General features: G+C 73.0%; 11 protein-coding genes. 9 read left to right on the forward strand and 2 right to left on the reverse strand.

Annotated features, from left to right (window positions below):
* The first annotated feature begins 197 nt into the window (after positions 1 to 197).
* From IE94_RS0110975 to IE94_RS0111005, 7 genes are all read left to right on the forward strand, one after another.
* On the forward strand, positions 198 to 500 hold the full coding sequence (locus IE94_RS0110975; protein WP_030181748.1) for an urease subunit gamma: 303 nt from the start codon (positions 198 to 200) through the stop codon (positions 498 to 500).
* A gap of 11 nt (positions 501 to 511) precedes the next feature.
* On the forward strand, positions 512 to 823 hold the full coding sequence (locus tag IE94_RS0110980; protein WP_030181751.1) for an urease subunit beta: 312 nt from the start codon (positions 512 to 514) through the stop codon (positions 821 to 823).
* Positions 816 to 2537, forward strand: a complete 1722-nt coding sequence (locus IE94_RS0110985) for an urease subunit alpha (RefSeq protein ID WP_030181754.1) — start codon at positions 816 to 818, stop codon at positions 2535 to 2537. Before IE94_RS0110980 ends, IE94_RS0110985 begins: the two co-directional genes overlap by 8 nt.
* A 7-nt stretch (positions 2538 to 2544) precedes the next feature.
* On the forward strand, positions 2545 to 3219 hold the full coding sequence (locus IE94_RS0110990) for an urease accessory protein UreF (protein ID WP_030181757.1): 675 nt from the start codon (positions 2545 to 2547) through the stop codon (positions 3217 to 3219).
* 206 nt (positions 3220 to 3425) lie between these two features.
* Positions 3426 to 4103, forward strand: coding sequence for an urease accessory protein UreG (gene ureG / locus IE94_RS0110995; protein WP_030181760.1), 678 nt, complete (start codon positions 3426 to 3428; stop codon positions 4101 to 4103).
* Positions 4100 to 4864, forward strand: a complete 765-nt coding sequence (locus IE94_RS0111000; RefSeq protein WP_030181762.1) for an urease accessory protein UreD — start codon at positions 4100 to 4102, stop codon at positions 4862 to 4864. Before ureG ends, IE94_RS0111000 begins: the two co-directional genes overlap by 4 nt.
* A gap of 153 nt (positions 4865 to 5017) precedes the next feature.
* Positions 5018 to 6634 (forward strand): alpha/beta hydrolase, encoded by a 1617-nt coding sequence (locus IE94_RS0111005; RefSeq protein WP_030181764.1) that lies wholly within the window; start codon positions 5018 to 5020, stop codon positions 6632 to 6634.
* 68 nt (positions 6635 to 6702) lie between these two features.
* On the opposite strand, the gene IE94_RS0111010 is transcribed toward IE94_RS0111005, so the two are convergent.
* On the reverse strand, positions 6703 to 7728 hold the full coding sequence (locus IE94_RS0111010; protein WP_106977825.1) for an NAD-dependent epimerase/dehydratase family protein: 1026 nt from the start codon (positions 7726 to 7728) through the stop codon (positions 6703 to 6705).
* A 78-nt stretch (positions 7729 to 7806) separates the two neighbouring features.
* A complete protein-coding gene (locus IE94_RS0111015; RefSeq protein ID WP_030181768.1) occupies positions 7807 to 8529 on the reverse strand; it encodes a lysophospholipid acyltransferase family protein in 723 nt (240 codons plus the stop codon).
* A 216-nt stretch (positions 8530 to 8745) separates the two neighbouring features.
* Here IE94_RS0111015 and IE94_RS0111020 point away from each other — a divergent pair, with 216 nt between their 5' ends.
* Both IE94_RS0111020 and IE94_RS0111025 read left to right on the forward strand, forming a co-directional pair.
* On the forward strand, positions 8746 to 10215 hold the full coding sequence (locus IE94_RS0111020; RefSeq protein WP_030181771.1) for a helix-turn-helix transcriptional regulator: 1470 nt from the start codon (positions 8746 to 8748) through the stop codon (positions 10213 to 10215).
* 268 nt (positions 10216 to 10483) lie between these two features.
* Positions 10484 to 13684, forward strand: coding sequence for a M28 family peptidase (locus IE94_RS0111025; RefSeq protein ID WP_030181773.1), 3201 nt, complete (start codon positions 10484 to 10486; stop codon positions 13682 to 13684).
* Positions 13685 to 13726 lie beyond the last annotated feature (42 nt).

Here is a 13726-nt window from a genome sequence, read left to right on the forward strand (position 1 = left end):
CATCGGTAATCAATCGGTCAAAACCGGGTGACGTGGCCGTAACACTCTAGCCCTAGTCTGCACCCCGATCCACCTGCGGTTTTCCACACACCGGTAGGTGAATTCCGGCCTGCGCCTGTGTGTTACACCTAGAGCCGTCGCGGTGGCCGCGGCAGCCGGACCGTCCGGTCCTGGCGTGATGCCCTGTGAGGTGGTACGTGCAACTGACCCCGCACGAGCAGGAGAGACTGCTCATCCATGTGGCCGCGGACGTGGCCGAGAAGCGCCGCGCACGAGGCGTCAAGCTCAATCACCCCGAGGTCGTCGCGCTGATCACCGCGCACATCCTCGAAGGCGCCCGCGACGGGCGCGGCGTCGGCGAACTCATGGCCTCCGGACGCAAGCTGATTAAGCGGGACGAGGTCATGGAGGGCGTCCCCGAGATGATCCACGACGTGCAGGTCGAGGCCACCTTCCCCGACGGCACCAAGCTGGTCACCGTCCACGACCCGATCGTCTGACGGGGGCGGCAGTGATCCCCGGAGAGATCTTCTTCGCCGACGAGCCGGTCGCCTTCAACGAAGGGCGCGAAGTCACCCGCCTGACCGTGCTCAACACCGCCGACCGACCCGTCCAGGTCGGCTCCCACTACCACTTCGCCGAGGCCAACCCCGGCCTCGAGTTCGACCGCGCCGCGGCGCACGGCACGCGGCTGGACATCGCCGCCGGCACCGCCGTCCGGTTCGAGCCCGGCATCCCCGTCGACGTGCGGCTGATCCCCCTCGCGGGTGCCCGTGTCGTCGTCGGCCTGCGCGGCGCGACCGGAGGTCCCCTCGATGCCTGAACTGTCCCGCCCCGCCTACGCCGACCTGTTCGGCCCGACCACCGGCGACCGCGTCCGCCTCGCCGACACCGACCTGCTCGTCGAGATCGAGGAGGACCGCTCCGGCGGCCCCGGCCGCTCCGGCGACGAAGCGGTCTTCGGCGGCGGCAAGGTGCTGCGCGAGTCCATGGGGCAGTCGCGCGCCACCCGCGCCGAAGGCGCCCCCGACACCGTGATCACCGGAGCCCTGATCATCGACCACTGGGGCGTCGTCAAGGCCGACATCGGCATCCGCGACGGACGGATCACCGGCATCGGCAAGGCCGGCAACCCCGACACCATGGACGGCGTCCACCCCGACCTGGTCATCGGCCCCGAGACCGAGGTCGTCGCGGGCAACGGCAAGATCGTCACCGCGGGCGGCATCGACACCCACGTCCACTTCATCGCGCCCGACGCCGTCCACGAAGCCCTGGCGTCCGGCATCACCACCCTCATCGGCGGCGGCACCGGCCCGGCCGAGGGCAGCAAGGCCACCACCGTCACGCCCGGCGCCTGGCACCTCGCGCGGATGTTCGCCGCCCTGGAGTCGAGCCCCGTCAACATCGGTTTCCTCGGCAAGGGCAGCACCATGTCGAAGGAGTCCATGCGCGACCAACTGCGGGCCGGCGTCCTCGGCTTCAAGATCCACGAGGACTGGGGCGCCACCCCCGCCGTCATCTCCGCCTGCCTGGACGTGTGCGAGGAGTCCGGCGTCCAGCTGGCCGTCCACTCCGACACCCTCAACGAGGCCGGCTTCGTCGGCGACACCTTCGACGCGGTCGCGGGCCGCACCCTGCACGCCTTCCACGTGGAGGGCGCCGGCGGCGGTCACGCGCCCGACATGATCACGGCGGTGTCGCTGCCCAACATGCTGCCGGCGTCCACCAACCCGACCCGGCCGCACACCGTCAACACCGTCGAGGAACACCTCGACATGCTGATGGTCTGCCACCACCTCAACCCCGCCGTCCCCGAGGACCTGGCCTTCGCAGAGTCCCGGATCCGGCCCAGCACCATCGCGGCCGAGGACATCCTGCACGACATGGGCGCGATCTCCATCATGTCCTCGGACGCCCAGGCCATGGGCCGCATCGGCGAGGTGATCCTGCGGACCTGGCAGACCGCCCACGTGATGAAGCGCAGGCGCGGCTTCCTGCCCGGTGACACCCGCGCCGACAACCTGCGCGCCCGGCGCTATGTCGCCAAGTACACCATCAACCCCGCCGTCGCCCAGGGCATCGAGCACGAGGTCGGGTCCGTCGAGACCGGCAAGCTCGCCGACCTGGTGCTCTGGGACCCCCGCTTCTTCGGCGTGAAGCCGCAACTCGTCCTCAAGGGCGGCCAGATCGCCTACGCGCAGATGGGGGACGCGAACGCCTCCATTCCCACGCCGCAGCCCGTCCTGCCACGCCCGATGTTCGGGGCCCTGGGGTCCGCCCCCGCCGCCAACTCGGTCAACTTCGTCTCCGAGCAGGCCGTCGCGGACGGGTTGCCGGAGCGGCTCGGGCTCGGGCGGGAGTTCGTGCCCATCCGGTCCACCCGCGGCCGGACCAAGTCCGACATGCGGGAGAACGACGCGCTGCCCCGGGTGGAGGTGGCAGCGGACTCCTTCGCGGTGACCATCGACGGCGAACTCGTCGAACCCGCCCCTGTCGCCGAACTGCCGCTGGCCCAGCGGTACTTCCTCTTCTGAGCCCCCGATGAGCCGCGCCGCACTGCTCGTCCTCGCGGACGGCCGCTTCCCAGCCGGAGGGCACGCCCACTCCGGCGGGGCGGAGGCCGCCGTCCGGGCGGGACGCATCACGGATGCCGCGAGCCTGGAGGCGTTCTGCCGGGGGCGGCTGTACACGAGCGGGGTCGTCGCGGCCTGCGTCGCGGCGGCCGCCGCCCTCGGCGTCGACCCCGGGGAACTCGACCGGGCCGCCGACGCCCGCACCCCCTCGCCCGCCCTGCGGGTGACCGCGCGCAGACTGGGGCGGCAGCTGATGCGGGCCGCCCGGTCGACCTGGCCGAGTGCCGAACTGGACGCCCTGGCCGCGCTGTTCCCCAAGGGGGCCCATCAGCCCGTCGTGCTGGGACTGGCCGCGCGTGCGGCCGGTCTGGGGGCGCTCGACGCGGCGCACTGCTCCCTCTACGAGGGGGTGAGCGGGCCCGCGACGGCGGTCGTGCGGCTGCTCGGTCTGGATCCGTTCGACGCGACGGCAGTGCTGGCGCGGCTCTCGGCCGAGATGGACCGGGTGGCTCAGGAGGCCATGGAGACGGGCGAGCGTGTCGTGACCGACGGGGTCGACGTGCTGCCCGCGCGGTCCGCGCCGCTGCTGGAGATCGGGGCCGAGGCGCATGCCGCTTGGGCTGTGCGGTTGTTCGCCTCCTAGGCGGGGATTCGCCTCCTAAGCGGGGATTCGCCTCCTAGGCGGGGATTCGCCCCCGCCGCCCCTTCCCTATCCCGACCCCAGGGGCTCTGCCCCTGCTACCCCGCCAGGGGGCTGTGCCCCCTGGGCCCCCATTCGGCCTGAACGGCCTCGTCCTCAAGCGCCGGACGGGCTGATATGGCCGATCCCGACTTCGACAGGAACTGCTCATGCATCTCGACCATCACCACGATCTCCCCGCCGCCGTCTCCGCCGACGCCCGGCGGCCCGACGGGAGCCGGCGTGCGCTGCGGATCGGGCTCGGTGGGCCCGTCGGGTCCGGGAAGACCGCTACGGTCGCCGCGCTGTGCCGGGCGCTGCGGGAGGAGTTGTCGCTCGCCGTGGTGACCAACGACATCTACACCCGGGAGGACGCCGAGTTCCTGCTCCGGGAGGCGGTGCTGCCGCCCGAGCGGATCACCGCCGTGGAGACCGGCGCCTGCCCGCACACCGCGATCCGGGACGACATCTCCGCCAACCTGGAGGCCGTCGAGGACCTGGAGGACGAGGTCGGGCCGCTCGACCTGGTCCTGGTGGAGTCCGGCGGGGACAACCTCACCGCCACCTTCTCCCGGGGACTCGTCGACGCGCAGGTGTTCGTGATCGACGTGGCGGGCGGCGACGACATCCCGCGCAAGGGCGGGCCCGGTGTCGCCACCGCCGATCTGCTGATCGTCAACAAGACCGACCTCGCCCCGTACGTCGGCTCCGACCTCGCGCGCATGGCCGCCGACGCCAAGGCGGCGCGCGGCGACCTGCCCGTCGTCCTCCAGTCGCTCCGGAGCGAGGGCGGGGTCGGGGAGGTCGCCGACTGGGTGCGGGAGCGGATCGCCGCGTGGACCGCGTGACCACCACCGCGGGCGGCGTCCGGGCGAGCGCCCGCGTGCTCGCCCGCGGCGACGGGCGCGGCGGCACCGTGCTGCCGGTGCTGGAGGGCGAGGGACCGCTCGCCGTGCGGCGCACCCGGGGGAGCGGTGCCGAGGCCCGGGTGATGCTGGTCGGCGCGATGAGCGGGCCCCTCGGGGGTGACCACTTCACCGTGGCGGCCCACGCGGCGGCAGGCGCCCGTCTGAGGGTCGGCTCGGCCGCCGCCACCCTCGCACTGCCGGGGCAGGACAAGACCGGCGCCCGCTACGACGTCCGGATCACCGTCGACGACGACGCCGAACTGAGCTGGCTGCCCGAGCAGTTGATCTCCGCCGGAGGCAGTGATCTGCACGTCACCACGTCCGTCGAGCTCGCCGCCGGGGCCCGGCTGCTGCTGCGCGAGGAGCAGGTGCTCGGGCGGGCCGGGGAGGAACCCGGCCGCCTCACCAGCCGTCTGACCGTGCGGATCGACGGGCGCTGCGTCCTCGACCAGGAGCTGGCCTGCGGCCCCGGAGCGCCGGGTGGCTGGGACGGGCCGGCCGGGCTGGCGGGACACCGTGCGGTCGGTCAGCTGGTCGTCGTGCGGCCCGCTTTCGCCACCGGGCCACCGGCGGCGCGGGTGTTCGAAGAGGGCGCGGCCGTCCTGCCGCTCGTCGGACCCGCCGTGCTGGTGACCGCCGTGGCCCCCGACGCGCTGCGGCTGCGGCGGCTGCTGGACGGGGCGCTGGCCTCGCTGGACTGAGGTTCTTGTCGACGGGCCGGCCGGCGGGTCCGCCGATCGAACGCTTTTCTCCGTTTATCGGATTGGCAAAGAAGTAGCACCGGCTCTGTTCTCAGGAATCCCACAGCCGCGAGGATCCCCGTACTTGTCACGAACACGTACGGGGAGGGCCACTTGAGCACGAGCAGCAAACGGCGGAGGACGACCGCCTTCGGCACGGCCGGAGCGCTGGTCACCGCCACGCTGATAGCCGGCGCCGTCTCGGCGCCGGCCGCGAGCGCCACCACCCCGGCCGACGGCCACGGGCACGCGCGGGGCTGGGACCGGGAGGCGCGCGGTGCCGCCGTCGCCGCCGCCCGCGCCGCCCGGGCGGGCATCGACTGGGCGGACTGCGCCGCCGACTGGAACCTGCCGAAGCCCATCCAGTGCGGGTACGTCACGGTGCCGCTGGACTACGCCGAGCCGTACGGCAAGCAGATCAAGCTCGCCGTCGACCGGATCGGCAACACCGGCTCCGCGGGCGAGCGCCAGGGTGCGCTCGTCTACAACCCCGGCGGCCCCGGCGCCTCCGGCCTGCGCTTCCCGGCCCGCGTCACGAACAAGAGCGCGGTGTGGGCCAAGACGGCCCAGGCCTACGACTTCGTCGGCTTCGACCCGCGCGGGGTCGGCCACTCCGCGCCCATCTCCTGCGCCGACCCGCAGGAGTTCGTCAAGGCGCCCAAGGCCGACCCCGTGCCCGGCTCGGAGGCGGACAAGCGCGCACAGCGGGCGCTCGCCCGCCAGTACGCCGAGGGCTGCCTCGAACGCAGCGGCGAGATGCTCCCGCACATGACCACGCCGAACACCGCGCGCGACCTCGACGTCATCCGCGCCGCGCTCGGCGAGAAGAAGCTCAACTACCTCGGAGTCTCCTACGGCACCTATCTCGGCGCGGTCTACGGCACCCTCTTCCCGGGCCACGTGCGCCGCATGGTCGTCGACAGCGTCGTCAACCCCTCCCGCGACAAGATCTGGTACCAGGCCAACCTGGACCAGGACGTCGCCTTCGAGGGCCGCTGGAAGGACTGGCAGGACTGGGTGGCCGCGAACGACGCCGCCTACCACCTCGGCGACACCCGCGCCGAGGTCCAGGACCAGTGGCTGAAGCTGCGCGCCACCGCCGCGAAGGAGCCGCTGGGCGGCGTCGTCGGACCGGCCGAGCTGATCTCCTTCTTCCAGAGCGCTCCGTACTACGACTCCGCGTGGGCGTCGACCGCCGAGATCTTCAGCAAGTACGTCGCCGGTGACACCCAGGCCCTCGTAGACGCCGCCGCACCCGACCTGTCCGACACCGTGGGCAACGCCTCCGCGGAGAACGGCAACGCGGTCTACACGGCCGTCGAGTGCACCGACGCCAAGTGGCCCACCGACTGGAAGACCTGGGACCGGGACAACACCCGGCTGCACCGCGACCACCCGTTCATGACCTGGGCCAACGCCTGGATGAACCTGCCCTGCGCCACCTGGCCGGTCAAGCAGCAGACCCCGCTGAACGTCAAGACCGGCAAGGGACTCCCGCCGGTGCTGATCGTCCAGTCCGAGCGCGACGCGGCCACCCCCTACGAGGGCGCCGTCGAACTGCACCGGCGGTTCGAGGGCTCCCGGCTGATCACCGAGCGGGACGCCGGTTCGCACGGCGTCACCGGGCTGGTCAACCCGTGCGTCAACGACCGGGTCGACACCTACCTGCTCACCGGCAAGGTGGACGCCCGCGACGTGACCTGCGCGCCGCACGCCACGCCCAAGCCGTAACCCGGCGGGCGGACGATCAGGGCAGGGGGCGACCGGACCGGCCGGCCGCCCCTGCCCCGTGTGTGCCGCTACCGTCCCCCGGCCCGGGCGTCCTCCGCCGCGTAGTCGAAGAGGTCGCCGTACGCCTGGAACATATTCGGGTACGCCTCGCGCCAGTCCCGCCCCGCCAGCCGCTCCTCGATGAAGGCCACCGTCTCCGGCAGGGTGTCGGCGTACCGGACCACCGGGCGATAGCCCAACTCCCGCTGGGCCGCGCCCATGTCGCACACCACCGGCGCGGGAACGCTCCACGGGGTGTCGCCCACGCCGTCCACCGGCGGGCCGTCCACCAGCACGTCCTGTGTCTCGACGCCCATCACCGCGTCGATTCCCGCCGCGATCTCCGCCACCGTCGGCGCGTCCGGGTCCACCGCGTTCAGCACGCGGGTGCCCGGCCGCGGGGCGGCCAGCCGGACCAACTCGGCGATGTTGCGCACGCTCGCCGGGTGGAAGCGGCTGGCACCGCCGTACGCGAGCACGCGCCGGCGCCTGCCGTCGAGGTTGCGCTTGACGAAGTACAACTCGCGCGGGGTCCGGCAGTACGGGCCGTGGATCGCGCCCGCCCGCAGCAGGGTCACCGGCAACCGGTCGCCCGCCGCGAGGAGTTCCCGCTCCAGTGCCGCCTTGCCGGTGCTGTACGAACCCTCGCCCGGGCGGACGGTGCGCTGCGTCTCCCGGATCGGCACCGGGTACTCGGGGAAGCCGCCGGGCTCGGCCTGCGTGTCGAAGTTGCGGCCCCTGTCGTCCTCGTAGACCGAGACGCTGGAGATCACCACCGCCGAGCCGACCCGCCCGGCGAACGAGACCAACTGCCGAGCCTCCCGCTCCCCGTAGGCCACCATGTCCACCAGGACGTCGCAGCCCCCGCCCACCGCCGCCGACAGCGCCGCGTCGTCCTCCCGGTCGCCGCGCACCACCCGCACGTCCCGCGGCCACCGCGGGTCCCGGTCGCCGCCCCGCGAGACGGCCGTCACCGCCCAGCCGTCCCGGGCCAGCGCGTCGACCGCCGCCCGTCCGATCTGTCCCGTCGCCCCGATCACCACTGCGTGTGTCATACGGCGACCGTAGGCGTCCCGGCGCCGGCCGGCCACGCTCCTCTGCCGACGGCAGACGACCGAACCCCGAGCGCCCGGCTAGCGGTGCGGCAGTCGTGGGAACTTCCGGCCCTGCGCCGCCTTCCGGGCCTCCTCGGCCTTCACGTCCGCCGCGTACCGGTCCACGTACTCCTGACCGGACAGGGACAGGATCGCGTAGACGATCTCGTCGGTGACGGCGCGCAGCACGGCCTTCTCGCCCTCCATGCCCGCGTAGCGGGAGAAGTCCAGGGGCTCGCCGAAGCGGATGACCACCGGGTGCACCTTCGGGATCTTCCGGCCCGGCGGCTGCGCCTCGAAGGTGCCGATCATCGCGCAGGGCACCACCGGCACCCCGGCCCTGAGCGCCATCACCGCGACGCCGACCTTGCCCTTGTAGAGCCGGCCGTCGTGCGAGCGGGTGCCCTCCGGATAGATGCCGAGCAACTCGCCCCTGCCCAGCACGCCGAGCCCCTCGCGGATCGCGGCCTGCCCCGCCTCCTTGCCGGAGCGGTCCACGGGAATCTGCCCCGCGCTGCGGAAGAAGAACGCGGTCAGCCTCCCCTTGAGGCCCGGACCGGTGAAGTACTCGGCCTTGGCGAGAAAGGTGATGCGGCGCCTGAGCACCGCGGGCATGAGGAAGTGGTCCGAGAAGGAGAGGTGGTTGCCCGCGACGATGGCCGCCCCCGACCCCGGCACATGGTCCAGGCCCTCGATCCGGGGACGGAAGACCACCCTCAACAGCGGGCCCAGCAGTACGTACTTGAGCACGTAGTAGAACACGGTGCGTCTCCCAGTCCTCCGGGCTCTCGGCCGGTCGTCCGCGACCGGTGATCGATCGTAGCCCGACCGCGCCGGAACCGGACGGCGCCGGTTCGGCCGCTCTTCGGTCAACTCGATTGACGCGGCACCGCCCCTCCTCTGTGCTGTCCGGTGGCAAAGGCGCGAAGCCCGGGCGGCGCACGGCCCGCGGCGGGGGCGCGACCGGGGGGAGGGCGGATGACCGGTGGATCGGCACGGACGGCCGGACCTGCGCGGGCGGCGGAACCGACCGGACCGGCAGCGGCGGAGGGGGCTCCGTGGGCCGAGTTCGGGCGGCAGTTGCGCTCCCTGCGCAGGGCGGCCGGACTCACCCAGCTGCAACTCGGCCTGCGCGTGGGCTACCACCACTCCGCCGTCAGCAGACTCGAGGCGGGCCTGCGCGAACCGCCCGTCGGGCTGGTGCGAAGACTCGACGCGGTGCTGCACACGGGCGGCCGGCTGGCGGCGACCGTCGCCGCGCCGCGCGAGGTGCCGCACAGACCGGGCCGCTTCCCGGCCGACCCGGCGCTGTTCACGCCGCTGCCCGGCGCGGACGCCTCCGTGGGGCAGGGCCCGCCGGACTTACGGCTGTGGCCCGCGCGGCTGCCCGCCGAGGGGCTGGCCTGCCCGTTGCACGGCACCGCCGGGTGCGCGGTACCGGATCCGGGTGAGTTGCCGGCGCTGCTCGACGGGCCGGGTCCGGTGGGCGGGCCGGCATCGTCCTGGGGCACCGGCACCGGAGGGGCGGTCGCCGAGGCGGAGTTGCTGCACGGCCTCACCGCGGTGCTGGCCTGCCTGATCCGGGAGGCGTTTCGGCACGAGGGCCGCGTGACGGCCGTCGAGGGGCTGCTGCGGGCCCTGGCCCGCTGGGCGGGCGAGGTCAACTCCGCCGGGCACCTGCCCTACGGGCAGTTGCGGCTCGGCGCGCAGTACGCCCAGGTCGCCGGACGGCTGCGGATGGAGCGTGGGCAGATCGGCGTGGCCATGGCCTGGTTCGGCCACGGACTGCGCTGGGCGGACGCGGTCCAGGACGCCTCGGCCCGCGCGACCCTGCTCAGCGACATGTGCACCCTGGTCCGGCTCGACGGGGACCCATCCCTGATGCTCGGGTACGCGCAGGGCATCGGCGCGGTGGACGCGCGACGCCGCTGGATGGCCACCCTCTCGGATCTCTACCAGGCGCGCGGCCACGCCCTGGCGGGCGACGCGGCGGCGTGCCGCCGGCACATCTCCCTGGCCCGGCGGGGGTTCGCCCGCCTCGGTCCGCGAGACCACCTGGAAGCGCCCTGGATGGCCGGGGCCGAGGGGGCGATGCGGGTGGACTCGGCGATCGGCGGCGCCCTGCGCGACCTGGCCGTCGCGACCGGGGACCGGGCGGCGGCCCGACGCGCGGTCGACGCCACCGCACGCTCGCGCGCCCAGGTGCCGCCCCAGATGCGCGGTGCCCGGCTGCTGCTCACCCTGCGGCTGGAGGACAGCTGGGCGTGTGCGGGCGATCCCGGCGCCGCCGTCGCCCTCGCCTCGGAGGTGCTGCCGGAGGCGGTGCGCTCCCGCGAGTCGATGGTCACCGCCGAACTGCGCGGCCTGCACAGCCGCCTCACCGGGCACTGGGCCGACCTGCCCGAGGTCAGGGCCTACCGGGAGCGGCTGCGGGACGCGGGGGAGTGAGGCGGGGGAGGGCTCCGGTCGCGCAGGGGGCAGCGAGGCGCGCGGCACCTCTCCGGCGCGCACGCGTACTTGCCGGATTTTGACAGGACCGTACCGCGCCCGCGGAGCCGTTGAATCCGGTGCGGCGGGGTGTGAGGGTTCCGCCCAGCCCGCGACATGACATGCAAATGACACCTGATGGACGCGCCCCCGCACCCCAGGGTGCGCGTTCGGCACGTCACGGCCCGGGCCGGCCCGCAAGGAGCCCCCACTCTCACAAGGAGCCACGATGCTCAGACAGACCGCGGTGGCCGGGACAGTCCTGGCCATGACACTCGCAGGGGCGGTGGTACCGACCTCCCTCGCCTCGGCCTCGGAGCGGTCCGCGCCCTCCGCGGCGGAACCCAGTCCCGTCCAGAGGGCCGTCGCAGCCGCCGACCAGGCCGTACGCAGCGGCCTGGACGCCCTCGTCGCCGGCGGCCCCGACGAGCAGTACGACCGCCACCAGGTCACCCCCTGGGACGAGGACCTGTTCTCCGTCGCCTACGAGCGCACCTACAACGGTCTGCCGGTGGTCGGCGGCGACGCCGTCGTCCTCGCCGACGGCAAGGGCAGGGTCCGCGCCGTCCGGTCCGCCACCGAGGCCGCGACAGCCGTGCCCACCGAGGCCCGGATCAAGGCCGAGCAGGCGGTGCGCACCAGCCGCGAACGGCTCGCGAACGTCGACAGGGTCGACTCCAGGCGCCTGGTGGTCCGCGTCAAGAACGACGTCCAGACCCTCGCCTGGGAGACCGTGCTCGTCGGCGCGACCAAGGACCACGTGCCCAGCAAGCTGCACGTCTTCGTCGACGCCCGCACCGGCAAGGTCGTCGACAGCTACGACGACGTGAAGGCCGGCACCGGCCACAGCGAGTGGAACGGCCCCGACCCGCTCACCATCGACACCTCCCGCTCCGGCACCCAGTACGCCCTGCGCGACACCACCCGCCCCGGCCTGCAGTGCTCGGACTACAACGGCGGCCTGTTCACCGGAGCGGACGACGACTGGGGCACCGGCAACGCCTCCAGCAAGGAGACCGGCTGCGTCGACGTCATGTACGCGGCGCAGAAGGAGTCGGACATGCTCCGCGACTGGCTCGGCCGCAACGGCCACAACGGCAACGGCGGCAGCTGGCCCGCCCTCGTCGGTCTCAACCAGCTCAACGCCTACTGGGACGGCTCCCGGATCACCATCGGCCACAACAGCGCGGGCAAGTGGATCGCCGGCATGGACGTGGTGGGCCACGAGTACGGCCACGGCCTGGACAGCTTCACCCCCGGCGGCGCCAACCACGAGAGCGGCCTGGGCGAGGCCACCGGCGACATCATGGGAGCCCTGACCGAGGCCTACGCGAACCAGCCGGCCCCGCACGACAGCCCCGACTACACCGTCGGCGAGGAGATCAACCTCCAGGGCCGCGGCCCGATCCGCAACATGTACAACCCGCAACTGGTCAACAACGACCCCAACTGCTACTCCTCCGCCATCCCGAGCACCGAGGAGCACGCGGCCGCCGGGCCGATGAACCACTGGTTCTACCTCCTCGCCGAGGGCTCCGACCCCGGGGGCGGCAAGCCCTCCAGCCCCACCTGCGACGGCAGCCGGGTGACCGGCATCGGCATCCGGAACGCCGGAAAGATCTTCTACGGCGGGATGCTGCTCAAGACCAGCGGCATGACCTACAAGCGGTACCGCTCCGCCACCCTCACCGCGGCCAAGAACCTGGACGCCTCCTGCGACCTGTTCGACGCCACCAGGGCGGCCTGGAACGCGATCGACATCCCGGCCCAGAGCGGCGACCCCACCTGCACCCGGCAGGAGACCGACTTCTCGCTGGCCCTCAGCCCGGCGAGCGGCAACGTCGAGGCCGGTTCCGCGCTCAACGCCACCGTCGGCACCACCACCGTCACCGGCAGCGCCCAGCAGGTGGCGCTGACCGCCACCGGCACCCCGCCCGGCGTGAGCGTCACCTTCAGCCCCTCGACGGTCACCTCGGGATCCAGTGCGACCATGCGCGTGTCCACCACGTCCGGCACCGCCGCCGGCACCTACTCGCTCACGGTCAGGGGCACGGCGGGCAGCAAGAGCCACACCGCCCAGTACACCCTCACCGTCGGCGGCGGGACCACCCCGGGCACGCCGCCCGACGTCGACGTCGCCCGGGTGCAGGCGCACCTGGCCCAGTTCGGCTCGATCGCCGCGCAGAGCGGCGGCAACCGCCGCTCCACCGGCACCGGGTACGGCGCCTCCCTCGCGTACGTGAAGGGCAGGCTCCAGGCGGCCGGCTACACCGTCACCGAGCAGACCTGCACCTTGGGCTGCTCCGCCGGCGCGGGCAACAACCTGATCGCCGAGTGGCCGAAGGGTGACGCGAACAGCGTCTACATGTTCGGCGCCCACCTCGACGGAGTCTCGGCCGGCCCCGGCATCAACGACAACGGTTCCGGTTCCGCCGCCCTCCTGGAGACGGCGCTGACCCTGGCCGAGCAGAACCCGACCATGAGGAACCGCGTCCGCTTCGCCTGGTGGACCGACGAGGAGCAGGGGCTGAACGGCTCCGACTTCTACGCCCGGAACCTCTCCACGTCCGACCGCTCCCGGATCAAGGCGTACTACAACTTCGACATGGTCGCCTCCGTCAACGGCGGCTACTTCATCAACAACCTGTCCTCCGCGGCCTCCGCCCCGATGCGGGAGTACTGGACCTCCCTCGGCCTCGCACCGCAGGAGAACGTCGAGGGCCAGGGCCGCTCCGACGACTACTCCTTCCAGCAGGTCGGCATCCCGACCTCGGGCTACGCCACCGGCGCCTCGGCGATCAAGTCGTCCTCGGAGGCCGCCAAGTGGGGCGGCACCGCGGGCCGGTCCTACGACCCGTGCTACCACTCCGCCTGCGACACCACCGCCAACATCAGCGCCACCGCGCTGAACCGCAGCGCCGACGGCATCGCGTACACGATCTGGAAGACCGCCGTCGCAGACGCACCGAACCCGCAGGACGACTTCTCCCTCTCCGCGAACCCGTCCGCGGGCACCGTCGACCCGGGCGGCTCCGCGTCTGTCACCGTGAGCACCGCCACGGCCAGCGGCAACGCGCAGAACGTACGGCTGTCGGCGTCCGGCGCGCCCACCGGGGTGAGCGTGAGCTTCAGCCCGGCCTCCATCACCTCGGGCCAGTCCTCGACCGCCACGGTCCAGGTCGCCGCGGGCACGGCCGGCGGCACCTACACCCTCACCTTCACGGGTGCGGGCACCGTCACCCACACCACCACGTACACCCTCACCGTGTCCGGCGACGACGGCGGTGATACCACCTGGCAGCTGGGAGCCACCTACGCGGCCGGTGACGTGGTGACCTACAACGGCGTCGCCTACCGGTGCCTCCAGGGCCACACCGCCTACCCGGGCTGGGAGCCGCCGAACGTCCCCGCCCTGTGGCAGCGCCTGTGACACGCTGCTGAGAAACGCCTGACACGCCGACGGGCGGTGGGG

The sequence above is a fragment of the Streptomyces violaceorubidus genome, assembly GCF_000717995.1.
Taxonomy (GTDB): Bacteria; Actinomycetota; Actinomycetes; order Streptomycetales; family Streptomycetaceae; genus Streptomyces; species Streptomyces violaceorubidus.

Bases quoted from the DNA above. Each gene is read 5' to 3' on its own strand.
- IE94_RS0110985 (WP_030181754.1), top strand. From the start codon at position 816: ATGCCTGAACTGTCCCGCCCCGCCTACGCCGACCTGTTCGGCCCGACC.
- IE94_RS0110990 (WP_030181757.1), top strand. From the start codon at position 2,545: ATGAGCCGCGCCGCACTGCTCGTCCTCGCGGACGGCCGCTTCCCAGCC.
- ureG (WP_030181760.1), top strand. From the start codon at position 3,426: ATGCATCTCGACCATCACCACGATCTCCCCGCCGCCGTCTCCGCCGAC.
- IE94_RS0111010 (WP_106977825.1), bottom strand. From the start codon at position 7,728: ATGACACACGCAGTGGTGATCGGGGCGACGGGACAGATCGGACGGGCG.
- IE94_RS0111020 (WP_030181771.1), top strand. From the start codon at position 8,746: ATGACCGGTGGATCGGCACGGACGGCCGGACCTGCGCGGGCGGCGGAA.
- IE94_RS0111025 (WP_030181773.1), top strand. From the start codon at position 10,484: ATGCTCAGACAGACCGCGGTGGCCGGGACAGTCCTGGCCATGACACTC.